Origin of the sequence: Lebetimonas sp. JS085, from assembly GCF_000523295.1 — a bacterium.
Classification (GTDB): Bacteria; Campylobacterota; Campylobacteria; order Campylobacterales; family Nautiliaceae; genus Lebetimonas.
The window spans coordinates 460,265-483,512 of record NZ_ATHR01000001.1 but is presented as its reverse complement, the minus strand read 5'-3'; the positions used below and the strand labels follow the sequence as shown (position 1 = coordinate 483,512).

General features: G+C 32.3%; 31 protein-coding genes. 28 read left to right on the top strand and 3 right to left on the bottom strand.

Features of this window, described 5'->3' with window-relative positions; all coding sequences use genetic code 11:
- Positions 1 to 43: 43 nt before the first annotated feature.
- Genes DZ68_RS0102625 through DZ68_RS0102600 form a run of 6 tightly spaced genes read left to right on the top strand, consistent with a single transcriptional unit; the run spans position 44 to position 3,735 of the window.
- Complete coding sequence (locus tag DZ68_RS0102625) at positions 44 to 442, top strand: hypothetical protein (RefSeq protein ID WP_024787126.1); 399 nt, start codon at positions 44 to 46, stop codon at positions 440 to 442.
- Positions 442 to 747: a flagellar motor switch protein FliN gene (fliN, locus tag DZ68_RS0102620; RefSeq protein ID WP_024787125.1), complete on the top strand. Its 306-nt coding sequence runs from the start codon at positions 442 to 444 to the stop codon at positions 745 to 747. The genes DZ68_RS0102625 and fliN overlap by 1 nt, the downstream gene beginning before the upstream one ends.
- Positions 747 to 1,493: a flagellar biosynthetic protein FliO gene (locus DZ68_RS0102615; RefSeq protein ID WP_024787124.1), complete on the top strand. Its 747-nt coding sequence runs from the start codon at positions 747 to 749 to the stop codon at positions 1,491 to 1,493. The genes fliN and DZ68_RS0102615 overlap by 1 nt, the downstream gene beginning before the upstream one ends.
- The gene (gene mnmG / locus DZ68_RS0102610) at positions 1,480 to 3,348 is read left to right on the top strand and encodes a tRNA uridine-5-carboxymethylaminomethyl(34) synthesis enzyme MnmG (RefSeq protein WP_024787123.1); all 1,869 of its coding nucleotides are present in this window, start codon (positions 1,480 to 1,482) and stop codon (positions 3,346 to 3,348) included. Before DZ68_RS0102615 ends, mnmG begins: the two co-directional genes overlap by 14 nt.
- The gene (locus tag DZ68_RS0102605) at positions 3,345 to 3,629 is read left to right on the top strand and encodes a hypothetical protein (RefSeq protein ID WP_024787122.1); all 285 of its coding nucleotides are present in this window, start codon (positions 3,345 to 3,347) and stop codon (positions 3,627 to 3,629) included. The genes mnmG and DZ68_RS0102605 overlap by 4 nt, the downstream gene beginning before the upstream one ends.
- A complete protein-coding gene (locus DZ68_RS0102600; RefSeq protein WP_024787121.1) occupies positions 3,622 to 3,735 on the top strand; it encodes a hypothetical protein in 114 nt (37 codons plus the stop codon). The genes DZ68_RS0102605 and DZ68_RS0102600 overlap by 8 nt, the downstream gene beginning before the upstream one ends.
- Here DZ68_RS0102600 and DZ68_RS0102595 read toward each other — a convergent pair.
- The 3 genes from DZ68_RS0102595 to DZ68_RS0102585 are packed head-to-tail and all read right to left on the bottom strand — an operon-like array spanning position 3,698 to position 5,678.
- On the bottom strand, positions 3,698 to 4,468 hold the full coding sequence (locus DZ68_RS0102595; RefSeq protein ID WP_024790677.1) for a sensor histidine kinase KdpD: 771 nt from the start codon (positions 4,466 to 4,468) through the stop codon (positions 3,698 to 3,700). The two genes, DZ68_RS0102600 and DZ68_RS0102595, sit on opposite strands and share 38 nt — an antisense overlap.
- Positions 4,469 to 4,488: 20 nt before the next feature.
- A complete protein-coding gene (locus DZ68_RS0102590; RefSeq protein WP_024787119.1) occupies positions 4,489 to 5,121 on the bottom strand; it encodes a response regulator transcription factor in 633 nt (210 codons plus the stop codon).
- Entirely contained in the window at positions 5,118 to 5,678 is a 561-nt protein-coding gene (locus DZ68_RS0102585) for a PhoU domain-containing protein (protein WP_024787118.1), read from the bottom strand. Before DZ68_RS0102585 ends, DZ68_RS0102590 begins: the two co-directional genes overlap by 4 nt.
- Before the next feature lie 117 nt (positions 5,679 to 5,795).
- Between DZ68_RS0102585 and pstS the strand changes: the two genes are divergently transcribed.
- The 22 genes from pstS to DZ68_RS0102475 all read left to right on the top strand — a co-directional run bounded on the left by pstS (position 5,796) and on the right by DZ68_RS0102475 (position 23,186).
- Complete coding sequence (pstS, locus tag DZ68_RS0102580) at positions 5,796 to 6,797, top strand: phosphate ABC transporter substrate-binding protein PstS (RefSeq protein ID WP_024787117.1); 1,002 nt, start codon at positions 5,796 to 5,798, stop codon at positions 6,795 to 6,797.
- Positions 6,798 to 6,855: 58 nt separating this feature from the next.
- Positions 6,856 to 7,890 carry a phosphate ABC transporter permease subunit PstC gene (pstC, locus tag DZ68_RS0102575; protein WP_024787116.1) on the top strand — a complete coding sequence of 345 codons (1,035 nt, stop codon included), beginning with the start codon at positions 6,856 to 6,858 and terminating at the stop codon, positions 7,888 to 7,890.
- On the top strand, positions 7,887 to 8,696 hold the full coding sequence (pstA, locus tag DZ68_RS0102570) for a phosphate ABC transporter permease PstA (protein WP_024787115.1): 810 nt from the start codon (positions 7,887 to 7,889) through the stop codon (positions 8,694 to 8,696). The genes pstC and pstA overlap by 4 nt, the downstream gene beginning before the upstream one ends.
- On the top strand, positions 8,696 to 9,475 hold the full coding sequence (gene pstB / locus DZ68_RS0102565) for a phosphate ABC transporter ATP-binding protein PstB (RefSeq protein ID WP_024787114.1): 780 nt from the start codon (positions 8,696 to 8,698) through the stop codon (positions 9,473 to 9,475). Before pstA ends, pstB begins: the two co-directional genes overlap by 1 nt.
- Positions 9,476 to 9,526: 51 nt before the next feature.
- Positions 9,527 to 10,420, top strand: coding sequence for a methionyl-tRNA formyltransferase (fmt, locus tag DZ68_RS0102560; RefSeq protein ID WP_024787113.1), 894 nt, complete (start codon positions 9,527 to 9,529; stop codon positions 10,418 to 10,420).
- Between the two features lie 95 nt (positions 10,421 to 10,515).
- Positions 10,516 to 11,166, top strand: coding sequence for a biotin--[acetyl-CoA-carboxylase] ligase (locus DZ68_RS0102555; RefSeq protein WP_024787112.1), 651 nt, complete (start codon positions 10,516 to 10,518; stop codon positions 11,164 to 11,166).
- Positions 11,163 to 11,942, top strand: a complete 780-nt coding sequence (locus DZ68_RS0102550) for a ParA family protein (protein WP_024787111.1) — start codon at positions 11,163 to 11,165, stop codon at positions 11,940 to 11,942. The genes DZ68_RS0102555 and DZ68_RS0102550 overlap by 4 nt, the downstream gene beginning before the upstream one ends.
- A complete protein-coding gene (locus tag DZ68_RS0102545) occupies positions 11,939 to 12,754 on the top strand; it encodes a ParB/RepB/Spo0J family partition protein (protein WP_024787110.1) in 816 nt (271 codons plus the stop codon). Before DZ68_RS0102550 ends, DZ68_RS0102545 begins: the two co-directional genes overlap by 4 nt.
- Positions 12,755 to 12,786: 32 nt before the next feature.
- Positions 12,787 to 13,212: an ATPase gene (locus tag DZ68_RS0102540; protein WP_024790676.1), complete on the top strand. Its 426-nt coding sequence runs from the start codon at positions 12,787 to 12,789 to the stop codon at positions 13,210 to 13,212.
- On the top strand, positions 13,209 to 13,712 hold the full coding sequence (locus DZ68_RS0102535) for an ATP synthase F0F1 subunit B (protein ID WP_024787108.1): 504 nt from the start codon (positions 13,209 to 13,211) through the stop codon (positions 13,710 to 13,712). The genes DZ68_RS0102540 and DZ68_RS0102535 overlap by 4 nt, the downstream gene beginning before the upstream one ends.
- Positions 13,712 to 14,227 (top strand): F0F1 ATP synthase subunit delta, encoded by a 516-nt coding sequence (locus DZ68_RS0102530; RefSeq protein WP_024787107.1) that lies wholly within the window; start codon positions 13,712 to 13,714, stop codon positions 14,225 to 14,227. Before DZ68_RS0102535 ends, DZ68_RS0102530 begins: the two co-directional genes overlap by 1 nt.
- Before the next feature lie 15 nt (positions 14,228 to 14,242).
- Positions 14,243 to 15,742: a F0F1 ATP synthase subunit alpha gene (gene atpA / locus DZ68_RS0102525; RefSeq protein ID WP_024790675.1), complete on the top strand. Its 1,500-nt coding sequence runs from the start codon at positions 14,243 to 14,245 to the stop codon at positions 15,740 to 15,742.
- A 3-nt stretch (positions 15,743 to 15,745) separates the two neighbouring features.
- Positions 15,746 to 16,621 carry an ATP synthase F1 subunit gamma gene (atpG, locus tag DZ68_RS0102520; protein WP_024787105.1) on the top strand — a complete coding sequence of 292 codons (876 nt, stop codon included), beginning with the start codon at positions 15,746 to 15,748 and terminating at the stop codon, positions 16,619 to 16,621.
- A 9-nt stretch (positions 16,622 to 16,630) separates the two neighbouring features.
- On the top strand, positions 16,631 to 18,034 hold the full coding sequence (gene atpD, locus DZ68_RS0102515) for a F0F1 ATP synthase subunit beta (protein ID WP_024787104.1): 1,404 nt from the start codon (positions 16,631 to 16,633) through the stop codon (positions 18,032 to 18,034).
- A gap of 9 nt (positions 18,035 to 18,043) precedes the next feature.
- Entirely contained in the window at positions 18,044 to 18,418 is a 375-nt protein-coding gene (atpC, locus tag DZ68_RS0102510; RefSeq protein WP_024787103.1) for an ATP synthase F1 subunit epsilon, read from the top strand.
- Positions 18,405 to 18,956 carry a MotA/TolQ/ExbB proton channel family protein gene (locus tag DZ68_RS0102505; protein WP_024790674.1) on the top strand — a complete coding sequence of 184 codons (552 nt, stop codon included), beginning with the start codon at positions 18,405 to 18,407 and terminating at the stop codon, positions 18,954 to 18,956. The genes atpC and DZ68_RS0102505 overlap by 14 nt, the downstream gene beginning before the upstream one ends.
- Positions 18,943 to 19,320 carry a biopolymer transporter ExbD gene (locus DZ68_RS0102500; RefSeq protein ID WP_024787101.1) on the top strand — a complete coding sequence of 126 codons (378 nt, stop codon included), beginning with the start codon at positions 18,943 to 18,945 and terminating at the stop codon, positions 19,318 to 19,320. The genes DZ68_RS0102505 and DZ68_RS0102500 overlap by 14 nt, the downstream gene beginning before the upstream one ends.
- A complete protein-coding gene (locus tag DZ68_RS0102495; protein ID WP_024790673.1) occupies positions 19,317 to 20,000 on the top strand; it encodes a hypothetical protein in 684 nt (227 codons plus the stop codon). Before DZ68_RS0102500 ends, DZ68_RS0102495 begins: the two co-directional genes overlap by 4 nt.
- The gene (locus tag DZ68_RS0102490) at positions 19,997 to 21,160 is read left to right on the top strand and encodes a translocation protein TolB (RefSeq protein WP_035908067.1); all 1,164 of its coding nucleotides are present in this window, start codon (positions 19,997 to 19,999) and stop codon (positions 21,158 to 21,160) included. Before DZ68_RS0102495 ends, DZ68_RS0102490 begins: the two co-directional genes overlap by 4 nt.
- Positions 21,161 to 21,170: 10 nt before the next feature.
- Complete coding sequence (locus tag DZ68_RS0102485; protein WP_024790671.1) at positions 21,171 to 21,764, top strand: OmpA family protein; 594 nt, start codon at positions 21,171 to 21,173, stop codon at positions 21,762 to 21,764.
- Positions 21,765 to 21,795: 31 nt separating this feature from the next.
- Complete coding sequence (locus tag DZ68_RS0102480) at positions 21,796 to 22,662, top strand: tetratricopeptide repeat protein (RefSeq protein ID WP_024787097.1); 867 nt, start codon at positions 21,796 to 21,798, stop codon at positions 22,660 to 22,662.
- Between the two features lie 35 nt (positions 22,663 to 22,697).
- A complete protein-coding gene (locus DZ68_RS0102475; RefSeq protein WP_024790670.1) occupies positions 22,698 to 23,186 on the top strand; it encodes a peptidylprolyl isomerase in 489 nt (162 codons plus the stop codon).
- The last annotated feature ends 62 nt before the right edge of the window (positions 23,187 to 23,248 follow it).

Genomic DNA, 23,248 nt, shown 5'->3' with positions numbered 1-23,248 from the left:
AATCAGCCTTTTTTTGATAAAATTATATCCAAAAGGGAAAGATATGATTGAAATTATAAAAGAAGCCGTAAAAAACTATTTAAATTCGCTAAACACTGAATTTGATGAATGTGGCGGAGAGAAAATAAACGGATTTGTCAGTAAAATAGAAATTGACGGGTATAAAAAAGCCGATATTTATATAGTTGTGCCTGCCGAAAAGCTTGATATGGTTTCTTTATACTGGTTCGGAGATAAAAACTACGATCCGAAAGATTTAACTAATGAAATTGCAAATCTGATAGTGGGAAATGCCAAAATTATTGCCCAAAAGAAAAAAATAAATTTTAATATATCCACCCCTGAGTTTTTAGGAAAATTTAATAAAAATATTGAATATGACGATGTGTTGGCGTTTAAATACAAAACGGTATGTTTTTATATTCTGTTTAAGGAAAAATAATGCAAAATCCAAATGAAGAGAGAATTTATGAATTAATTCCGGATTACGGCCATTTATTAGATACCGAGGTTTTGTTTGAAAGTGATTTGGGAAGGGTGGAAATGAGTTTAAGGGAAATATTAAACCTCCAAAAAGGCAGTGTAATAGATTTAAACAAACCTGCAGGGGAAAGCGCCGAAGTTTATATAAACGGCAGGATAATAGGAAAAGGCGAAGTGATGGTTTATGAAAAAAATCTTGCCATAAGAATAAATGAGGTTTTGGATGCGAATTCTTTGGTATATTATCTGACAAAGGAAAAATAGTGAAGAAAATAATTATTTTATTTTTGGCGTGTTTAATTTACGGGGCAAATCTGATTGACGTTAATTTTTTTGAAAACAAAAACATGCTGGATATTCTTTTTTCTCTCGATTCCAAATTCGACGGCAAAATTATAAAACTTGCACAAAACAGATTTTTAATAAAAAATATAAAAACCGATAATGCAGTAGAAAAAAATTTTAATAATTTTTTTGTAAAATCCGTTATTATAACTCCGGTAAAAAATTCTGTTGAAGTGGAAATAGCTTCAAAAAATAAGTATAATGTAAATGTGGCGCTTACGCCGGACGGTTACGGAATAAGGTTTAGAATCCAGTCTTTAAAACCTCTCCAGACAAATCTGCCCACGATGCCAAAAGAAAATTTTTCTTTTACGAGGTATATTGTTGTAGTTACAATTTTAATAATTTTGGCTATAATCCTGCTTTATTTAAAAAAAAGAGGGTTTTCGTCAAAATTACCGGCTTTAAAAAATGATATGAAAGTTCTTTCACAAAAATTTATTGATGCCAAAAACAAAGTTGTTTTGTTTGAATATCAAAATAAAAAATATTTGATGCTTATCGGAAACACCAATATACTTTTGGATGTTTTTGAGAAAAATTTCAAAGCCCCGAAAAATGAAGCTGAATTTGATGAAATGTTAAAACTAAATAATAAAATTAATGATATAGAAAAATATATAAAAAATGCAGACAATATAAAGGAGTTAGATGAAACAATTTGATTGTATAGTTGTCGGCGGAGGGCATGCGGGAATAGAAGCTGCCGCAGCTGCAGCGAAAATGGGTAAAAGGACCCTTCTTTTAAGTATGCTTGTAGAGCAGATTGGAGCTCCAAGCTGTAATCCGGCAATAGGAGGACTTGCAAAAGGGCATCTTGTTAAAGAAATAGACGCACTTGGAGGGCTTATGCCTCTTGCCACCGACAATGCAGGAATTCAGTTTAGAATTTTAAATGAAAACAGAGGCCCCGCTGTCAGGGGAAGCAGAGCCCAGATTGATATGGACAGATACAGAATATGGATGAGAACCGCCCTACTTAATACACCCAATCTTGAAATAGCCCAGGAAATTGTGGATGAAATAATAGTAAAAAACGGGAAAGTCGCAGGTGTTAAAACAAATTTATTAAATGTTTATAAGACAAAAACACTGATTCTAACCACGGGAACTTTTATGAGGGGGATAATGCATTTCGGCCCTGTAAAACTCGAAGGGGGCAGATTTCACGAACTTCCTGCAAAAAAAATATCAAAATCACTTGAAAATCTGGGTTTTAAACTGGAAAGGTTAAAAACAGGGACTACTGCAAGAATTGATGCAAGAAGTATCGATTTTTCTAAAATGGAACTGCAAGAAGGCGATAAAAATCCAAAACCGTTTTCATTCAGAACAGACAAAAAAACATTTAATCCCGAGCAGCTCCCATGTTACATAACATATACAAATGAAACAACACACGATATTATTAAAAGCAACTTCTATAGAGCCCCTCTTTTTACCGGCCAGATTGAAGGAATAGGGCCAAGGTATTGCCCCAGTATTGAGGATAAACTGAATAAATTTCCGGATAAAGAACGACACCATGTATTTATAGAGCCTCAGACAAGAGAGGCAACCGAATATTATTTAAACGGTCTTTCAACTTCTCTTCCTATGGATGTGCAGGATGCGTTTATCCATTCAATTTTGGGACTTGAAAATGCAAAAATAGTAAGATACGGCTATGCCATAGAGTATGACTTTATTCAACCTACAAACCTTAAACATTCTTTGGAAACAAAAGAGATTGAAGGACTGTTTTTTGCCGGGCAGATTAACGGAACCACCGGTTATGAAGAGGCGGCGGCGCAGGGAATAATGGCCGGAATTAACGCTGTGCTTAAAGTTGAAGGGAAAGAACCGATAATTTTCAGAAGAGATGAGGCATATATAGGCGTATTGATAGACGATTTGGTTACAAAAGGAACAAATGAACCTTACAGAATGTTTACAAGCAGGAGTGAATACAGACTCTTATTAAGAGAAGACAATGCAATGTTAAGACTTGCAGATTATGGATATAAGCTTGGTCTACTTAATGAAAAAACATATGAGAAAGTATTAAAACTAAGAGAAGAAATAAAAAAAGGCCTAAAAATATTAAATGAAACATTCGTAACTCCAAACAAAGGAATAAATACAAAACTTGAAGAACTTGGAGAAGAGAAAATACAAAACAAAATGGAAATAAGAAAAATAGTCGCAAGACATACGTTTACAAAAGAGAAACTTCTTAAAATGTTTCCTGAGTTCTCATCTTTAAGTGATGACGCACTCGAGCAGATTTTGATTCAGGCAAGATATCATCATTATATCCAAAGGCAAAAAGCACAGATTGATAAAATGAAAGAAATGCTAAAAGTTAAAATTCCGGAAGATTTTGAATACAGAGGGATTCCGGGACTCAGTCGCGAAATAGTTGAAAAACTTGAAAAACACAGACCCGTTACTCTTTTTCAGGCAAGTGAAATAAGCGGAGTTACTCCCGCCGCTATCGATATAATACATATGTATATTAATATGAGGAAAAGAAAATGAATTATATTTATGTTTATACGGCAGATGGAAAAAAATTTGAAAGAATTGATAAAGCCGCTTTAATAGCTAATAATTTGGATGAATTTGTATTCGGGGTAAATGATATTGAAGCAATAGCATATTTAAAAGAAAAATATAATTTTAAAGCTATGAATATAGATGCTGTTATTGATATTTTAAATGTCTGCGGCGCAGATGATAATATATATTTGTGCACGCCTGAGGATAAAACTGTAATTAAGGCAAATTTTAAAAATGTTAAGGAGTTTTGCAATGAATAATAAAGAAAAACCGTTTAATTTCTGGCTTTTTATGATAGGTATTTTTATAGCGCTTTTGGTTTTAACATCTATTGTAATCGGTGTTCCCTATCTTCTTTCAAAATAATAGAAAATTTACTTCCTTTTTTCTTTTCGCTTTGGATTTTTAATTTAAAATTATGCATATCAAGAATTTTTTTTGTTATATAAAGCCCCAGCCCCAGGGAATTATCCCAGTCGTTTTTTGCAATTCTGTAAAATTTCTGTGTTATTAAATCTATTTTGTCTTTTTCTATGCCTACTCCTTTGTCTGTTATTTCTAAAAAATTTTCATTTAAATCTATAATAACTTTCTCTTTTGAATATTTCAGGGCGTTTGAAATAAGGTTTGAAACGGCGATATCTATCAGATTTTTATCTGCTTTTATTATTACAGGCTTTAAATTTAAAACCAGCCTTTCTTCATCAAACGATTTTATCAGCTCTTTTATTGAATTGTCTAATTTTACTTCTTTAAAATTTGGTTTTAATTTCTGATTTTCTATTTTTGTAACTAAATATAACCTGTCTATTAAATTTGTAAGTCTTAGTGAGTTTTTATGTATTTTTTCGAGAAATTTTTGATTTGTGTTTACATCAAGTCTGTTATTTAAGATAGTTTCGATATAACCGTTGATTATTGATATGGGATTTTTAAATTCATGGGAAATTGCTGAAATGATATCGTCTTTAAATTCATTTTGAATTTTTAGTTTTTTATTTTCGAGTTTTATTTTTTTAAGCTGTTTTTTTAATTTTTCTATCTCTTTTTTTTCGTTTTTACAAACAAATTTTTTAATTTTTACTTTTAAATTTCTCATTATACATTATCCATTTTATATTATTTTAATGTGTATCCGATTCCTCTTTTTGACTCTATTAAATCAATTTTATGGTTTAATCTGTTAATGGAGACATTTACGCTTTTTTCATTTATTTCTAAAAGTTCAGCTATTTCATCTTTGGAAATTACTCTTTTTGGATTTTCAAAAAATATTTTTAACAGTTTAAATTCTGATTTTGTTAAATCGACTGTTTCATTATCTATCAGTAAATTTTTATTTATTAAATCAAGTTTGTAATTTTTATATGATAAGAAATTGCTCTTTTTATTGTGTCTTTTTAAAACGGCTTTAATTCTTGCAATCAGTTCTTTTATGGAAAACGGTTTTTTAATATAGTCATCCGCACCCTTTTCAAAGCCCTCCAATACATCTTCTTCAGCTGTTTTTGCGGTTAAAAAAATAACGGGAATATTGAAACCCTCGTCTTTTAAATTTTTAACAAATTCGCTTCCTTCAATATCCGGCAAATTTCTGTCCACTATTAAAAGGTCAGGATTTTCCTCTATAATAAAATCTCTTACTTTTTTTGTATTTAAAAATCCTACTGCATCAAATCCAGCTTTTATTAAATTAAATTCCAGTAAATCAAGTAAATCCTCTTCATCTTCTATTAGGGCAATTTTTATCAAAAATCCATTCCTTCTTTTGCAAAAAGCAGATATTTTGTAATTGTTTTTACGCTGTCTGTAATTCTTTCAAGTCTTTTTGCAACATTCATAATTTTTAAAATTTCATCTATATTTTCTTTTGATTTTATCTCTTTAAACAGTTCTTTGTATATTTCATCGGCAATTTTTTCCTGGGAAATAATTGTTGAATATGCATCTTCAATAGTATCCCCCTTTATGGCAAGTTTAAGCGTTTCAAGCGATGTTATGGCACTTTGGTGAAGTGCGTCAATTTTTTCGTTTTTAAAATCGTATTTTTTAATAAAATATTTGATTGAGCGTTTTATTTTGTTTAAAAAAGGGGTGATTTTAAGTATTGCTATCGCTTCTCGTAAAAATTCACCCTGCGGATGGAGAAGGGCAATGAATTTTATAACTTCGTCATCAAGGTCTTTCAGGTCAATAAGGAAAAAATCATCTTTTATCTCTTTTTCTTTAAGTGTGGTGCTTAAAATTTCAACTGTTTTTTCAAATAATTTTTCTATTTTATTTAGTTCTTTTTCAAATTTTGAAAGCATTTTAAATCCTTTGTTATATATTTATGTATAATTATATAATAATGTAAAAAAAATTTTGTTATCAAAATGTTATTTTATTTTTTTATAATTTCAAGACAAAAAAATTAAGGAGAGAGAATGTTAAAAAAATTGGCTTTTGGAGCATTACTTGGTGCAAGCGCATTTGCATGGACAATTAACGGTACTGGATCTTCATTTCAATATCCGGTAAACAAAGCGTGGATAAAAGGTTTTTATTCTGAAACTTCAAACAGGGTAAACTATACAGCAACAGGAAGCGGGACCGGTATTAAAGAAATAGAGGCAAGACATGTCGATTTCGGCGGAACAGACAAACCTTTGACTCCCAGGACATTGAGAAAATATCATTTGGCACAGTTTCCTACTGTAATAGGGGGAATTACACTTGCATACAATATTCCTGGTGTTCACAGTTTAAAACTAAGCGAAATTGCAATAGAGGGTATAGCCCTTGGAAGCATTCAATACTGGGACAACCCTTGGATAGTAAAATACAATCCGAATGAAAAACTGCCTCATAAAAAAATTATTTTTGTTCACAGAAGCGACAAATCAGGAACAACTTTTAACTTTACATATTATCTAAGTAAATTAAGCACAACCTGGTTTCATCATTTCGGTGTTCATAAAGCAGTTAACTGGCCTACCGACGCACAGGGCAGAGGTGTCGCAGGAAAAGGAAACTTCGGTGTAAGTACTGCTATTAAAACAAATCCATATTCAATAGGTTATGTTGATTATGCGGATGCTGTTAAAAACGGGTTAAATTTGGCAGAAGTTCAGGGAAAAGACGGGGCATTTTATGCGGCAACTCCGGCAAATTTTGCAAAAGGTGCGGCTTACGGAGGATTTTCACCTAAAAATGATTTTTTTAAATTGATTGCTTATCCTAAAAAAGGTTATCCGATTTTAGCCCCTACATTTGATTTAGTTCATTATGATAATCCAAAAACAGCTAAAAGGGTTACATCATTTTTCTCTTATGCATACGACCATGACGAAGTTGCTTCTAAACTTGGATATATTCCGCTTCCAAGCAGTGTAAAAGCGTTGGTTAAAAAATACTGGGCTGAAAAAGGAATTTCTCCGGAAAAATAAAAAAAGGACTTTAAATCCTTTTTATTTTTTTCTATAATTTTAGTTAAAAAGGCCATATATGGAATTTCTTTTCAGAAAATTAACTTCAATAAGCGCCACGGTTATTTTATTAATCCTTTCAGCTATTTTTATTGTTTTGTTTATTTATGCAAAACCCGCCATTAAAGAATACGGACTGCATTTTCTGGTTGATCCGAGATGGGGTGTAACTATTCAAATACCTGTAAAAAACAGTGCAACTGTTCAAAACAGTACTAATTCCAATGCTTCTGTATCTGTGGGAAATAATCAAGACAATTCAGACAATATGTCCGATTCCGATAATGTTGATGCGTCTCTCGGTCTTGGCGGGGATGATGTTGACAGTGCAATATCAGGCGGAGGAGAAAATAGCCAAAATTATAAAACAAAAGAAATTTACGGCGGATTGATACCTATTGTAGGAACTATTCTATCAACTATTATAGCTATGCTTTTTGCGGTTCCTGTTGCAATGGGTATTGCTATATTTTTAAGCGAGATTGCTATGCCGATGCTTGCCAAACCGGTTGGAATAGCAATAGAACTTCTTGCTGCAATACCGAGTATTATTTACGGTATGTGGGGTCTTTTTTATTTTGGTCCTTTTATTTCACATATTTTCGGAGGTCCGAGCGTCAATTTACTGGTGGCCGGACTGGTGCTTGGCGTTATGATAATTCCATTTATGGCTTCTTTAACGCGTGACAGTATGAATACAACTCCCGATGTATTGAAAGAATCCGCTTATGCTCTGGGGGCTACAAAATTTGAAGTAATTAAAGATGTGATTTTTCCTTATGCAAAAAGCGGAATAATAGGAAGTATTATTTTAGCCCTAGGAAGGGCTCTTGGTGAGACAATGGCTGTTGCGTTTGTAATAGGGGGAGTATTTAACTATCCTAAAAAACTTACCGACCCGACGGTTTCCATCCCTGTGGTTTTGGCAAACTCTTTTTCAGAAAGCAGCGGTATGAGTCTGGCGGCTCTTTTTTATTTATCACTTGTTTTATTTGTTGTATCTTTTATAGTGATAGTAACAGCAAAATTTTATTTTTTAAGGAAAAATAAATGAGACTTATAATTAATAAATTAATTCTTTTGCTTTCAACTCTTGCTGCAATTTTAGGGCTTGTTTTTTTATTTTGGATATTAATTACATTGACAATTAAAGGTGTCAAATCGCTTGATTTGTATATTTTTACTCACGATTTGGTTGATAACGGTCTTAGAAATCTTTTTATCGGGCAGTTTATTTTAGCTTTTATTGCTGTAATAATCGGAGTTCCTATCGGAATGTTAGCTGGAATTTATCTGCAGGAGTATTCTTTTGGGAATAAATATGCCCAGTTTATAAGAAATTTAAGTGATGTTATGATGAGTGCGCCTTCCATTGTTATAGGCGTATTTGTTTATGCAATCGTTGTAAATCCCATGGGTCATATGAACGGATGGGCTGGTGCAATTGCCCTTGCCATTATGATGCTTCCTATTGTTGTAAGAACAACCGATGATATGCTGGGGCTCGTTCCAAAAGAGCTAAGGGAAGCCGGAGTGGCAATAGGTGCACCGAAATATAAGGTGATTTTTGATATAGTAATAAAAGCTGCAAAAATTGGTATAATGACAGGACTTTTACTTGCATTTGCAAGGATTGCCGGGGAAACTGCGCCACTACTTTTTACAAGCGGAAACAGTGCTTATTTTACACTTAATTTAAATGAGGAGTTTCCAAGTCTGACTGTTGCTATTTACAATCTTGCAACAATGCCGGATAAACATTTGGTGGATATTGCTTGGGCGGGCGCTTTTTTACTTACCATTTTTGTTTTAATTGTTAATCTGCTTGGAAGATATGTTATCAGAGAAAGGAAAAAATAATGATAAAAGTAATGGATGTCAAAAATTTTTATTTTACTTACGCCGGGGCGGAAAAACAGACCCTTAAAAATATAAATATGCCAATTTATGAAAAAAAAATAACGGCTATGATTGGGCCTAGCGGATGCGGAAAATCCACCCTTTTAAGAAGTTTTAACAGAATTCACGATTTATATCCGGGTAATAAATATGAAGGTGAAATTTTACTTAAAAACAAAGAAACTAATAAAATGGAAAATATTTTAGAATTTAAAAAAGAAAATGAACTTATAGCTCTTCGTCAAAGAGTAGGTATGATTTTTCAAAAACCCACTCCTTTTCCGATGAGTGTTTATGATAATATTGCTTACGGTCTTAAACTTATGGGTAAAAAACAAAACCTTGATGAAAAAGTGGAAGAGGCCTTAAAAGGCGCCGCTTTATGGGAGGAAGTAAAAGACAGATTAAAAGATGATGCAAGGGGCCTCAGCGGAGGTCAGCAGCAAAGACTCTGCATTGCAAGGGCTATTGCAGTTGAACCAGAGGTTTTATTGATGGATGAGCCTACAAGTGCGCTCGATCCGATTTCTACTGTAGCTATTGAAGAACTTGTAACAAAACTTAAAGATACTGTAACTATTGTAATAGTGACTCATAATATGCAGCAAGCAAGCAGGGTCAGTGATTATACCGCTTATATGTATTTGGGCGAACTTATTGAATTTGGAACTACCGAGCAGATATTCCTTTCACCTAAACAAAAACATACAGCCGATTATATTGCAGGAAAATTCGGATAAGATTTATAGATTAACCGGCAATAATTAGTATAATGTTAAAAAAGGTTTTAAATGAATATTGTTTTTATGGGAAGCCCCGATTATGCGGTAAAAATACTTGATAATTTAAACAAATATTTTGATGTCTTGGCGGTTTATACCCAGCCTGACAAACCTGTCGGCAGAAAAAAAATATTAACTCCGACGCCTGTTAAAAAATATGCCCTAAAACATAGTATACCGGTTTTTACACCAACAAAACTTAATGCTCATGATTTAAAAAATTTTAAGCCCGATTTTATTGTGGTGGCTGCTTACGGTATAATATTAAAAAAAGATGTTTTGGAAATTGCCCCATGTATTAATCTGCATGCATCTTTACTTCCAAAATACAGGGGTGCGAGTCCTATTCAAAGTGCTGTATTAAACGGGGATAAATATACGGGTGTTACTTCAATGCTTATGGATGAAGGGCTTGACACCGGCAATATACTGGCATGGGATTATACAGAAGTTAAAAATAAATCAAGTATAGATTTGTTTGATGAACTGGCGGATATTGCAGCAAATCAAATTATTTACACTATTAAAAATTTTAATAATATAAAACCGCTCCCTCAAATAGATGCATTGAGCTCTTATTCTCCTAAAATAAAAAAAGAAGACGGTTTTGTTGATTTCAGCTCAGCCCTTATTATAGACAGAAAATACAGGGCATTCCAGCCCTGGCCCGGGATATTTTGTGAAAAGTTTAAAATAAATGAAATGAAACTTATTGATATTGATTCAGAAAATGAAAAAGGCAAAATAATTAAGATTGATAATAAAGGCGTTGTTGTCGGATGTAAAAGGGGTAAAATTAAACTTATTAAAATTCAGGTTCCCGGTAAAAAAGAAGTAAAAGCGGTTGATTATATCAATGGAAAAAGACTTAAAATAGGAGACAATATGTTAAGTGAGTTGTGAGTTGTGAGCTTGCCCGGCCGCTTGTAAAGCGGCGGGGTGGTGAGTAAACAATTTGCCAAGAAACCAAGAGAGAAGTGGAAAGTGAAAAGTGTAAAATGAAAATGGGCGAAAATGAGCAATGCGAAAAATGGAGAATTGTAAATGTTGTATGGGAGATAATATATTTTAATAAGATTGATTCAACCCAGAAATATTTGATTGAAAATATAGATAAATACAAACTGCCTGTTTGTGTTTGGAGCGAATATCAGACAGAAGGGATTGGAAGCAGGGGAAACAGATGGCTGGGGGAGAGGGGAAATTTGTTTTTTTCATTTGCCCTAAAGAATAATCTTAATATTCCGATTCAGAGTCTTTCGATTTTTTTTGCTTTTGTAATGAAAAAAACATTGGAAAATTTTGGTTTAAATTTGTTTATGAAGTGGCCAAATGATTTATATACAAAAGATTTAAAAAAAGTTTGCGGGGTTTTAAGCCAATTTAAAAAAGATATTTTAACAGTAGGTATAGGAGTTAATACAAAAAAATCACCCTCAAATAATTTTGCCGGTTTGGATTTGAAAATAAAAAATGATAAAATTCTAAAAGGCTTTTTGAAAAACATATATAATTACAGCTGGGAAGAAATTATTAATGAGTATCAAAAAGAATTTGAAAAAACTAAAAATTTATTTGATATAGATGGAATCTTAGAGGATGATGGAAGTTTGAAAATAAAAAATAAAAGGGTTTATTCAAGAAGATGATAGAAATAATTTCTGTAGCGAATCAAAAAGGGGGCGTTGGTAAAACCACCACCGCTGTAAATTTGGCGGCATCTATTGCAATAAATGAAAAAAAAGTTCTTTTGATAGATGCTGATCCTCAGGCAAATACAACATCATCTCTCGGTTTTTATAAAAGCGATTATGAATTTAACCTTTATCATGTGTTAATAGGCTCCAAATCTATAAATGAAGTAATATTAAATACCAAAATTTCAACTCTTGATTTAATTCCTTCCAACATAGGACTTGTAGGGATTGAAAGAGAATTTGACGATTTAGAAGATAAAGAATTAGTTTTAAAGAAAAAATTAAAAGAAATTAAAAATAATTACGATTATATAATTATAGATACACCTCCCACGCTCGGAATTATTACAATAAACGCGCTTTCCGCCAGCGACAGTGTGATTATTCCTGTCCAGACGGAATATTTTGCGCTTGAAGGACTGGGGCAGCTTTTACAAACCATAAAACTTTTAAGAAGAACCAAAAATCCAAAGCTTGAAATTAAAGGGATTCTTCCTACTATGTACACAAAATCCAATAATCTTTCAAAACAGGTTTTGCACGATATAATTAAACATTTCAGAGACAATATGTTTAAAAGTGATAATAAATTTATAGTAATACCGAGAAATGTCCGTCTTGCAGAAGCTCCGAGTTTTGGTATGCCTGTAATTACATATGATATTAAAAGCTCAGGCGCCCTTGCTTATGAACTGTTGGCAAAATCTATCCTGGAGAAAAACAGATGAAAAGACTGGGTAAAGGGCTTGGAGCTATCTTGGAAGACGTGGAGGCCGGGTATTTAAAAGATCTGCCGGATGAGGGTTTAAAAGAAATTAAAGTAGAAAAAATAAAACCCAATCCATTTCAGCCAAGAAAAGAATTTGATGAAAAATCTATTGAAGAACTTGCACTTTCTATTGACAGATACGGACTTTTACAGCCTATAGTAGTTATAAAAAACGAAGATAATTACATTTTAATAGCCGGAGAGAGGAGACTGAGGGCTTTTAAAAAACTTGGTAAAACAGAAATAAAAGCTTTGATATTGGATTTGGACATTAATGAACTGAGAGAATATGCTTTAATTGAAAATATACAAAGAGAAGATTTAAATCCTGTTGAAATAGCCAAATCATTGCAAAATTTAATGAGCGAACACGGTTACACCCATGAAGAGCTTGCAAAAATTGTTTCAAAAAGCAGAAGCTATGTGACAAATTTATTAAGACTTTTGAGCTTACCCGAATTTGTTCAGGAAAAAATAAAAAATAACGAAATCAGTGTCGGACATGCAAAAATTATGTCTAATTTAAATAAAGAAGAATTGGAAGAAGTTATAAATGAAATTAATAATAAAAAATTAAATGTAAGAGAGACGGAAAAACTCGTTAATAAAATAAAAAACAAAGAAACAATACTACCAGAAGTTACAAAGTTGGCCGATAATTTAAAAAAATTAGGCATAAAAGTGGAAATAGGGAATAAATATATTAAAATTATGTGGAAAAATGAAAAAGATATTGAAAAATTAAAAAAATTAATTGAAATAATAAGTTAAAATTATGTTAAAATTTCAAAAAAGGAGAATTAATGCTTGAACTGAATATCTGGTTGATGGTCGGTGTAGCTGTAATTTTTTTAATTACGCTTTATTTGTTAAACGAATGGCTTTTTAAACCATTGATTAATTTTATGGAAGAAAGAGAAATTAAACTTGCCGAACAGATGAAAATGATTAATGTCAATTCCGAAGAAACAGAAAAACTGGAAAATGAGATTAAAGAAATTTTGAAGAAAGCAAAAACTGAGGCCGGCAAAATAAGAGAAGAAGCAAGAGCAAAAGCTTTAGCCCTCTCAGAAGAGCAAAAAGCTCAAAAACAGGCTCAAATAGAAGAAGCAAAAGCAAAACTTGCTGAAGAAATTGAAATTGAAAAAGAGAAAATTTTGAATGAACTCTTAAAAGGAAAAGATGAAATTAAAACAATACTTGAAAATAAAATAAGGAATGTGGCATGAAAAAAATATCCTTTTTAACATTGATTTTAAGTGTGTTTTCATTTGCAGCGGAAGGCGGGATAAGTTCAACCGATTTTATTCCAAGAACGATTAACTTTTTAATTTTTGTTGCAATTTTATGGTATTTGGTCGGAAACAGGGCTGTTGATTTTTTTAAAAAAAGAAAAGAAAATATAGCTTCAAGATTTCAGGAAGTTGAAAATAAATTAAGAGAAGCCAAAGTTAAAAAAGAAGAATTGGAAGCAAAACTTGAAGAAGCTAAAATAACAGCCAAAGAGATAATTGAAAATTCAAAAAACGAAGCTGTTGTTATCTCCAATAAAATTATGGAAGATACAAAAGGTGAACTTGCGGCAATGGATAAACTGTTTGAAGTTTATAAAGAGAGTGAACTCAGAAAAGCCAAAAAAGATGTTGTTAAATCATTTATGAATGAAATCTTTAAAGATATACATATAAGCAGTGAAGACGCTGCAAAACTTATTTTAAAGGCTGCATAATGATAGTTGAAAAATATACAAAAGCTCTTATGGCTTCTTTAAACAAAGAAGAACAAAAAGAAATATTTGAAGCTTTAAAAAAACTGGCTTTTTTAAGCAAAAACCCAAAATTTATGCTTATATTGAAATCTCCCCTTTTAAGTACAGAAGAAAAATTGAAATTTATACAAACTGTTACAGAATGTGAAAATAAAAAATTTATTAATTTTGTTAGAATTTTAAATGAAAATAAAAGAATAGACATAATTAAAGATATTTTTAAAAATTACCATGCCAAGCTTTCAATTTCCAATAATACTTTCGACGGAACCGCGGAAGGTCATATAAGTGGAGAAACTCTAAAAGCGCTTGAAGATAAACTTTCTTCAAAATTTAATGCTGCAATAAAACTTAGTTTAAAGGAAAAAGATATTAACGGAATTAAAGTTTTTGTTGATGTGTTGAATGTTGAAGTTTCCATAGACGAAAACAGAATTAAACAAGATATAATTACAGATATATTAAAAGCAATCTAAAAGAAAGGAGTATATGTGGTACAAGAAATCACTTCAATAATAAAAGAGAGAATCGAAAATTTCGATTTGAAAGTAGATGTTGAAGAAGTAGGTAAAGTTATTTATTCAGCTGACGGTATTGCTAAAGTTTACGGTCTTACAAATGTTATGGCTGGTGAAATGGTTGAATTTGAAACCGGTGAAAAAGGTATGGTGTTCAACCTTGAAGCAGACAATGTAGGTGTCGTTGTTCTCGGAAGTGGAACAGATATTACCGAAGGAAGCTCTGTAAAAAGACTTGGAAGATTAATTTCCGTGCCGGTTGGGGATGCGCTTATCGGTAGAGTTGTAAATGCTTTGGGTGAGCCGATTGACGGAAAAGGGCCTGTTGAAGCTGCCGAATACAGATATGTAGAAGAAAAAGCGCCTGGAATTATGGCAAGAAAATCTGTTCACGAACCGCTTCAAACAGGTTTAAAAGCAATTGATGCCTTGGTACCGATTGGAAGGGGACAAAGAGAACTTATAATCGGGGACAGACAAACGGGTAAAACCACTGTTGCGATTGATACTATAATCAACCAAAAGGGTCAGGATGTTGTTTGTATTTATGTTGCGGTAGGTCAGAAACAATCAACTGTTGCAAATATAGTAAGAACACTTGAAGAACACGGTGCTATGGAATACACAATTGTTGTAAACGCAAGTGCAAGTGAAGCTGCGTCTCTTAAATTTTTGGCACCTTATGCAGGTGTTACAATGGGAGAATATTTCAGAGACAACGGAAAACACGGATTGATTGTATATGACGATTTAAGCAAACATGCGGATGCATACAGAGAAATGTCACTTTTACTTAGAAGACCACCGGGAAGGGAAGCATATCCTGGGGATGTATTTTATTTGCATTCAAGACTTCTTGAAAGAGCTGCGAAATTAAGCGATAAATTAGGAGCGGGAAGTTTAACAGCTTTGCCTATTATTGAAACAAAAGGCGGGGATGTTGCGGCATACATTCCGACAAATGTAATTTCAATTACAGACGGACAAATTTTCCTTGAAACAGATTTATTCAATAAAGGTATAAGACCTGCAATTAATGTCGGTTTATCAGTCTCAAGGGTTGGAGGAGCCGCTCAGATTAAGGCGATGAAACAGGTTGCCGGTACATTAAGACTGGATTTGGCTCAATACAGAGAACTTGAGGCATTTGCACAATTCGCAAGTGATTTGGATGAAGCGAGCAGAAAACAGTTAGAGCGTGGACAAAGATTGGTTGAAATTCTAAAACAGCCTGCTAACCAGCCTTTACCGGTAGAAAAACAGGTCGTAATTATTTATGCGGGAACAAAAGGGTATCTTGATGATATTTCTGTAAGAAGTATAAGAAAATTTGAAGATGAGCTTTATCCGTTTGTAGAAGCAAAATATCCTCAGATTTTTGAAAATATCAGAAGTAAAAAACTTCTTGATGCCGAAACAGAAGAGATATTGAAAAAAGCCCTAGAAGAATTTAAAACTCAGTTTGAGGGATAATAAATGGCAACCTTAAAAGAATTAAAACAAAAAATAAGCAGTGTTAAAAATACTCAAAAAACAACCAGGGCGATGAAGCTGGTTTCCACCGCTAAATTAAAAAGAGCGGAAGAAGCGTTGATTCGCTCAAGGGAATATGCCAAAAAGATAGATGAAGTAATGCATGAAATATCATCTAAACTCAGCGCAGTTAAGGATGTTATCGATTTAAGGGCATTTGCAAAAGTAAACACTCAAAAAATCGATTTAATTGTCATTACCGCCGATAAAGGTCTTTGTGGAGGATTTAATATCCATACAATCAAGGAAACCTTAAATCTTATAAAAGAATTAAAAGAAAAAAAAGTTAAAATCAGACTAAAGGTAATAGGGAAAAAGGCGATTGAATATTTTAAATTTATGGGAATAGAAATGAGTGAGGAAATTATAGGCCTCAGTTCCGCCCCTGATTACGAAAAGGCTAAAGAAATTATAGAAACGAGTTATCATGACTTTATTCAAAACAATATAGATAACATTATACTTGTTCATAACGGATATGTGAACAAACTGACTCAAAAAGTAGAAGTAAAAGAACTTTTACCAATTGAAGTGGAAGAAGAAGAAAGCAATGTTTATCTTGAGGTTGAACCAGATCAGGATTACGAAATTATTTTAGAGACATTAGTCAAACAGTATTTGGAATATTCACTTTATTTTGCTTTGCTTGATTCTCTTGCTGCGGAACACAGTGCCAGAATGCAGGCAATGGATGCGGCAACAAACAATGCAAAAGATATGGTTCATCAATTGACACTTCAGTTTAATAAAGTCAGACAGGAAAATGTTACAAGAGAATTGATTGAAATAGTGACTGCTATTGAAGCAATGAAAAAATAAAGGAGTAATATGGAAGGTAAAGTTTTACAAGTCTTAGGTCCTGTAGTTGATGTAGAATTTGAAGAAAATCTACCGGCTATTAACGAGGCTTTATATGTAGAGTTTGAAGCAGAAGGTAAAAAGAAAAAAGTGGTATTGGAAGTCGCCGCTCAAATAGGAGACAATATCGTAAGAACAGTTGCAATGGATTTGACTGACGGGCTTGTCAGAGGTACAAAAGTGGTTTCAACAGGTGCACCTATATCTGTTCCTGTAGGTGAAGTAGTGCTTGGAAGAATCTTTAATGTTACCGGTGATGTGATTGATGAAGGTGAACCGGTCCCTGCGGATGCGCCAAGATGGTCTATTCACAGAAGCGCTCCTGCGTTTGAAGACCAGTCAACAAAAATGGAAATTTTTGAAACAGGTATTAAAGTTGTGGATTTGTTATGCCCTTATATGAAAGGTGGTAAAACAGGTCTGTTCGGTGGTGCAGGTGTCGGTAAAACAGTTATTATTATGGAACTTATCCATAATGTTGCATATAAACACAGCGGTTATTCAGTATTTGCCGGAGTAGGCGAAAGAACAAGGGAAGGAAACGACCTCTATAACGAAATGAAAGAAAGCGGCGTTTTGGATAAAGTTGCTTTGTGCTACGGTCAGATGAACGAACCTCCAGGATGTAGAAACAGGGTTGCTATGAGCGGTCTTACTATGGCTGAATATTTCAGAGACGAAGAGCACAGGGATGTATTGATGTTTATCGACAATATTTTCAGATTTGCCCAAGCGGGTGCGGAAATGTCAGCGCTTCTTGGAAGAATTCCAAGTGCGGTTGGTTATCAGCCTACACTTGCAACAGAAATGGGAAGACTGCAAGAAAGAATTACATCAACTAAAAACGGTTCAATTACATCTATCCAGGCAGTATATGTACCTGCTGACGACTTGACAGACCCGGCGCCTGCAAATGTATTTGCACACTTGGATGCGACAACCGTTCTTAACAGAAAAATTGCTGAAAAAGGTATTTATCCGGCAGTTGATCCGCTTGATTCAACAAGTAGAATTCTTGACCCTCAAATTGTCGGAGAAGAACATTATAAAGTAGCAAGAGAAGTTCAGGAAGTATTGCAAAAATATAAAGATCTTCAAGATATTATTGCAATTTTGGGTATGGATGAACTTAGTGAAGAAGATAAATTAATTGTTGCAAGAGCCAGAAAAATTGAAAAATTCCTATCTCAGCCGTTCTTTGTAGCTAAAGTATTTACAGGTGCAGACGGTAGATATGTAGAACATGATAAAACTATTGCAGGATTTAAAGAAATTCTTGAAGGAAAAGTTGACGATTTACCTGAAAATGCGTTCTATATGGTGGGAGATTTAGACGAAGCTAAGGAAAAAGCCGAAAAAATGAAGGCTAAATAAAGGTAAAATATGAAAGTAGAAATTGTAACACCTCTTGGCAAAGTTTATGAAGGTGAAGTTAAAGAAGCATATTTCCCCGGAATAGAAGGGGAATTCGGTGTATTGGACAATCATGCACCGCTTGTTACTTCTCTTCATCCCGGAATTATCACTTTAATTAAACCTGACGGTAAAAAAGAGATTATCGCTATTGATAAAGGATATGTTGAAGTAGCCCCCGATCATACCAATGTTTTAATTTCATCTGCCGTTCCTGTTACGGGACCCGATGAAAGTGAAATTGCCAAAAAAATGGAAGAGGCTAAAAAACTTCTAAAAGAAGCTATTTCAAGTGACGCTCTTTACGCAGATGTTGAAGCAAAGATAGAGAATGCTATTAGATAAGGTTCTTAGCAATCCTGTAAACATCGTTGTTTTGGGATGGCTGGGAATTTATCTTTTTTTTGTTTTTTTTGTTTTTTTTTATAAATATTTAACTTTGTCTTCCTGGATAAAAAATGAAGAGGAATCTTTAAATTCTTTGCTTATGAGTAATAATTTTTCTATTAAATCTTCTTTAAAAAGCTGTATTGAAAATTCAAAAGAGATAAATAAATATTCTTTTGACGCATGTATTGAAGCAGCCAAAAAAAAGGCAAGCAGTTTTATAGTTTTTTTAAGTATTGTTGCATCTACAGCCCCTTTTATCGGACTTTTCGGAACTGTAATAGGTATACTTGACGCTTTTAATTCTATGGAAAAGGTTACCACTATCAATATGATTGCACCTTCTATTGCAGATGCCTTAATTGCAACGGCCGTTGGTATAATTACCGCTGTTCCCGCTTACAGTTTTCATCAGATTCTCTCTAAAAAAATAGAAGATTTGGAAAGTATTTTAAAAATACAAAAGGATGTTTTCTTAGCAGATGAAAAAACCTGAACTTAATATTACTCCTTTTGTGGACATTATGCTTGTGTTGTTGGCAATTTTAATGGTTTCAGTCACCATGAACACATATCAGGAAAAAAGCGTTAATCTGCCAAAAGGAAGCAGAACATCACCGGCTGTGAAAAAAGCGGCCATTAATATAGTTATTAATAAAAATTTAAAAGTTTATGTCAATAAGGAAGAATTACCGTTTAAAGATTTTTTGGAAAATTTCAATTTAAAATACGGAAATTTTAATAAAAACGCTTTAGTTTATATTGCGGCAGATAAAGATATAAAATATAAAGATTTTATGAAAATATATGCGGCTGTTGTTAAAACAGGCTTTACACAAATAGGGCTTCTTACCCAATGAGAATCTTTGTATCTTTTTTTCTCACATTAATTGTATATTCTATAATTATCTTTTTTTTTGTGCTTATTTTTAATCAACCCAAGAAAAAAAAAGAAGTTTTAATACATACCGCAATTGTAGTTCCTGCAAATAAAAAATCTATTATAAACACTCCTAAAAGTACTGTCAAAAAGCAGATTAATAAACAAAAAAATAAACCGGTAAAAAAAATTGTAAAAAAAATAAAAAAAGGTTCAATTTCAGCTTTTACAAAAGGCGGAAAAAATATAAAAATTAACGATATTTTCAAAACAGTTAATTATAATGTCGATACAGAAAAAATAAAACGTAAATCACAGCTTGATATGAGCAGGTATAAAGGGATTGAAGAAGAATTAAAAAAAGTGAAAACCATTAATTTTAATGTTTCTTTAATCGGGGGAGGGGGAAATTTAAGTGATAAAGAAATTGAAAATTTAATAGTTAAAAAGCTCTCTCCTCTTTGGAATAACATTTCCAATATAATCGGAGAATATGCTAAAATAAACATTGTATTTGACGGCAGTAAAACCAATGCTTATATATTAGAAAGTAATCTGGATGAAAACAGACAGCGGGAATTGATTGGGGAGATAGAAAAATTAACATTTGATAAAAAATTTGATATTACGGTAAAATTTATAACAAAGGCCAATAAATGATTAAAAAATTACTATTATGTTTTATATTTGCAATATCACTTTTTGCAAATGAAATTGTAATTACAAAATATCTGCAAAATAAGCCTCATATATCGATAGAATTCAGAGGAGATAAAAATGTTTTTAAAATTCTTAAAATGGATTTAAATGTGCTTGATCATTTTAATTACTCTTTTAATGACAATAACACTTCTTTTAAATTTGATTTTGAATATAAAAATAAAACATTAAAAGTAAAATATATAAACAACAATAATATTGTTTTAACCAAAATTTATAAATCAAATACATATGCGTTTTTCCCTTTTTTGGTACATAAAGCCGTATATGATTTAAACAGATATTTTAATCTGCCCGATGCAAAATTTTTAATCAGAAAAGTTGTTTATTCCATGCTTGTTGCGCCAAAAGAAGCAAATATTTATATATCCGATTATACGCTTTCTTATAAAAAAAGATTGATTAGTGGAGGGCTCAATATTTTCCCTAAATGGGCGGATAAAAAACAAAGCACAATTTATTATACAAAACTCGGAAGATATGCCGTAATATATAAATATAATATTTATACCGGGAAAAAAGAAAAAATTTTAACTTCACCGGGCCTTGCAATTGTATCTGATGTAAAAGGAAATAAAATTTTATTGACATTGGCCCCTGAAGGGCTCCCGGATGTTTATGAATATGATATAAACACTAAAAAATTAATAAGGCTTACAACATATTCTGGTATAGATGTAAGCGGCAAATTTTGGGGAGATAATTATGATAAAATAGTATTTGTAAGTGACAGATACGGTATACCCCTTGTTTTTTCAAAAGATTTAAAAAGCGGGAATGTATCGAGAGTTTTGTATCAGGGTAAAAATCAAATAGGTGTTGATACATATAAAAATTATCTGGTTGTGAGTGTAAGAGAAACAAACAACGCTTTTAAAAGCAATACATTTAATCTTTTTTTGATTAATAAAGATGATGACAGCTTAAAAAGACTTACATTCGGCGGTCAGAATATGTATGCCAATTTTTCAGTGGATGGAAATTCAATAATGTTTATAAAAAGAGAGAATTTTTTCAGTAAAATTGGTATAATACGTTTAAATGAAAACAAGGTTTTTTATTATAAGTTGCCAAAAATATTACAATCATTTGACTGGTAAAGGAGAAAAAATGAAAAAAAAATTATTGGTAGGTGTAGCAGCGGCAGTTTTGTTTTTAGCAGGATGTTCTAAACAGCCGAGTTTGGAAAATGCCCAAAATGTAAATACCGGGGCACAGTCACAGCAAACAGAACAAAATGTAAATGCAAATGCAAATGCTTCAGAGCAAAATGCGAGTGTAAATACCGAAAATGCAAACGTTGAAGAAGAAACATTGGGAGGAGCAAAAGTTAGTGCACAAAACGCAAATGAAGAATTTGCAAAAAAACTCTCAGGTATAGTAATTTATTTTGATTTTGACAAATACAATATAAGAGCTGACCAGTGGCCGAAAGTGGAAAAATTAGCTGAACTTATTAAAAGCAATCCATCTAATTACACTATAAGAATTGAAGGTAACTGTGACGAATGGGGAACAGAAGAATATAATTACGCTTTAGGGTTAAAAAGGGCAAACAGTGTAAAAAATGCGCTTATAAAACTTGGTGTTGATCCTAAAAAATTAACTGTAATAAGTTATGGTGAATTAAATCCGGTATGTACAGCTCATGCCAAATGGTGCTGGAGATTAAACAGAAGGGATAATTTTACTTATCTTCCATAATTTAGATACAATTCCTTTAAAAAGGAATTGTATGAAAAAACTTCTTTTTTTACTTCCGTTATTATTATTTGCAGATGTTAACCCTTTTAATGCTGGTAATTTAAATTCTCCCAATCCTTACGGTTTAACACCTGATGAAAAAGCTATATTAAATAATAAAAAATCAATAAACAACGTACTGAAAAATATAAATTCATTAAAAAATGAGTTAAAAAAAATAAAAAACGAATTTACACAAAAATTTGTCCAATATGACGAAACTATTAACGATTTGAAAGACAAATCCCAGGCAATCAAGACAATGCTTGATGAAATAGATTTATTAAATAACAATATGGTTAATATAAAAAAGCGTATATCAAATCTTGAGGCCAATATCAGCGGTATGGAAAACAATATTACTGTATTAAACAACAATTATTCCAAATTAAAAGAGAGTATAAATGAAATAGTGAAAATACAAAATCAGAATTTTAAATACTTAACATCTTCTATTCAGGATATTTTAAATCAGATAAAAAAACAAAATATTTCACCTAAAGCTGCATATAAAAAAGCAAAAAAATTATATTTTTCAGGTAAATTAAAGAAGGCTAAAAATTTGTTTTTAATATCACTGAATTCAAATTATATGCCGGCGACCAGCAGCTTTTATCTGGGTGAAATATCTTTTAAAAACAAAAATTATAAAGATGCTTTGGCATTTTATAAAAAAAGTATAACCCTTTATCCTAAAAAAACCTCTTTTACCGATAAGCTTTTATATCATACAGGTATAAGTTTTGAAAAACTCGGAATGAAAAAAGAGGCTTTGCTTACATTTGAAAAACTGATTAATGATTTTAAAAATTCAAAATATTTAAAGTTGGCAAAAAAAGAGTTGGAAAAATTGAAATAATATGTTATACTGCTTAAAAATAATAAAGGAACATTATGGCAGAAGTTTATTCAATAGAATATACAGTGAAAAATAAAGAAGGTGAAGTTGTTGATACCAATAAAGGACAGGCTCCGCTCGAATTTGTAGCAGGAAAAGGACAAATTATTCCTGGTCTTGAAAAAGAAATAGTAAATATGCAAGCCGGAGAAGAAAAAAGCGTAACTGTACCTGCGGGTGAAGCTTACGGGGAAAGAAACGAAGAAGCTGTTCAAACTCTTCCAAGAGAACAATTCGAAGGAATTGAACTTCAAAAAGGAATGACACTTTACGGTCAATCTCCTGACGGGCAAACTATTGCGGTAACAGTAAAAGATTTCGACGATCAAAATGTTACAATAGATTATAATCATCCGTTAGCGGGAGAAGATTTATATTTTGACGTAAAAGTTGTAGGTAAAAGAGATGCAACAGCAGACGAAGCTTTAACAGGTCAGGTCGGCGGAAATGCGTGTGAATGTGGGGAAGGATGCGGATGCCATTAGGCTGCCGCTCTTTTTATATTAATTAGTGTCTGACGCTATTATGTAAGAGAAATAATATTTAT

Coding starts and splice junctions, on each gene's coding strand:
- DZ68_RS0102625 (WP_024787126.1), top strand. CDS start 44: ATGATTGAAATTATAAAAGAAGCCGTAAAAAACTATTTAAATTCGCTA.
- fliN (WP_024787125.1), top strand. CDS start 442: ATGCAAAATCCAAATGAAGAGAGAATTTATGAATTAATTCCGGATTAC.
- mnmG (WP_024787123.1), top strand. CDS start 1,480: ATGAAACAATTTGATTGTATAGTTGTCGGCGGAGGGCATGCGGGAATA.
- DZ68_RS0102605 (WP_024787122.1), top strand. CDS start 3,345: ATGAATTATATTTATGTTTATACGGCAGATGGAAAAAAATTTGAAAGA.
- DZ68_RS0102600 (WP_024787121.1), top strand. CDS start 3,622: ATGAATAATAAAGAAAAACCGTTTAATTTCTGGCTTTTTATGATAGGT.
- DZ68_RS0102595 (WP_024790677.1), bottom strand. CDS start 4,468: ATGAGAAATTTAAAAGTAAAAATTAAAAAATTTGTTTGTAAAAACGAA.
- DZ68_RS0102585 (WP_024787118.1), bottom strand. CDS start 5,678: ATGCTTTCAAAATTTGAAAAAGAACTAAATAAAATAGAAAAATTATTT.
- pstS (WP_024787117.1), top strand. CDS start 5,796: ATGTTAAAAAAATTGGCTTTTGGAGCATTACTTGGTGCAAGCGCATTT.
- pstC (WP_024787116.1), top strand. CDS start 6,856: ATGGAATTTCTTTTCAGAAAATTAACTTCAATAAGCGCCACGGTTATT.
- pstA (WP_024787115.1), top strand. CDS start 7,887: ATGAGACTTATAATTAATAAATTAATTCTTTTGCTTTCAACTCTTGCT.
- pstB (WP_024787114.1), top strand. CDS start 8,696: ATGATAAAAGTAATGGATGTCAAAAATTTTTATTTTACTTACGCCGGG.
- fmt (WP_024787113.1), top strand. CDS start 9,527: ATGAATATTGTTTTTATGGGAAGCCCCGATTATGCGGTAAAAATACTT.
- DZ68_RS0102555 (WP_024787112.1), top strand. CDS start 10,516: ATGAAAATGGGCGAAAATGAGCAATGCGAAAAATGGAGAATTGTAAAT.
- DZ68_RS0102550 (WP_024787111.1), top strand. CDS start 11,163: ATGATAGAAATAATTTCTGTAGCGAATCAAAAAGGGGGCGTTGGTAAA.
- DZ68_RS0102545 (WP_024787110.1), top strand. CDS start 11,939: ATGAAAAGACTGGGTAAAGGGCTTGGAGCTATCTTGGAAGACGTGGAG.
- DZ68_RS0102540 (WP_024790676.1), top strand. CDS start 12,787: ATGCTTGAACTGAATATCTGGTTGATGGTCGGTGTAGCTGTAATTTTT.
- DZ68_RS0102535 (WP_024787108.1), top strand. CDS start 13,209: ATGAAAAAAATATCCTTTTTAACATTGATTTTAAGTGTGTTTTCATTT.
- DZ68_RS0102530 (WP_024787107.1), top strand. CDS start 13,712: ATGATAGTTGAAAAATATACAAAAGCTCTTATGGCTTCTTTAAACAAA.
- atpG (WP_024787105.1), top strand. CDS start 15,746: ATGGCAACCTTAAAAGAATTAAAACAAAAAATAAGCAGTGTTAAAAAT.
- atpD (WP_024787104.1), top strand. CDS start 16,631: ATGGAAGGTAAAGTTTTACAAGTCTTAGGTCCTGTAGTTGATGTAGAA.
- atpC (WP_024787103.1), top strand. CDS start 18,044: ATGAAAGTAGAAATTGTAACACCTCTTGGCAAAGTTTATGAAGGTGAA.
- DZ68_RS0102505 (WP_024790674.1), top strand. CDS start 18,405: ATGCTATTAGATAAGGTTCTTAGCAATCCTGTAAACATCGTTGTTTTG.
- DZ68_RS0102500 (WP_024787101.1), top strand. CDS start 18,943: ATGAAAAAACCTGAACTTAATATTACTCCTTTTGTGGACATTATGCTT.
- DZ68_RS0102495 (WP_024790673.1), top strand. CDS start 19,317: ATGAGAATCTTTGTATCTTTTTTTCTCACATTAATTGTATATTCTATA.
- DZ68_RS0102490 (WP_035908067.1), top strand. CDS start 19,997: ATGATTAAAAAATTACTATTATGTTTTATATTTGCAATATCACTTTTT.
- DZ68_RS0102485 (WP_024790671.1), top strand. CDS start 21,171: ATGAAAAAAAAATTATTGGTAGGTGTAGCAGCGGCAGTTTTGTTTTTA.
- DZ68_RS0102480 (WP_024787097.1), top strand. CDS start 21,796: ATGAAAAAACTTCTTTTTTTACTTCCGTTATTATTATTTGCAGATGTT.
- DZ68_RS0102475 (WP_024790670.1), top strand. CDS start 22,698: ATGGCAGAAGTTTATTCAATAGAATATACAGTGAAAAATAAAGAAGGT.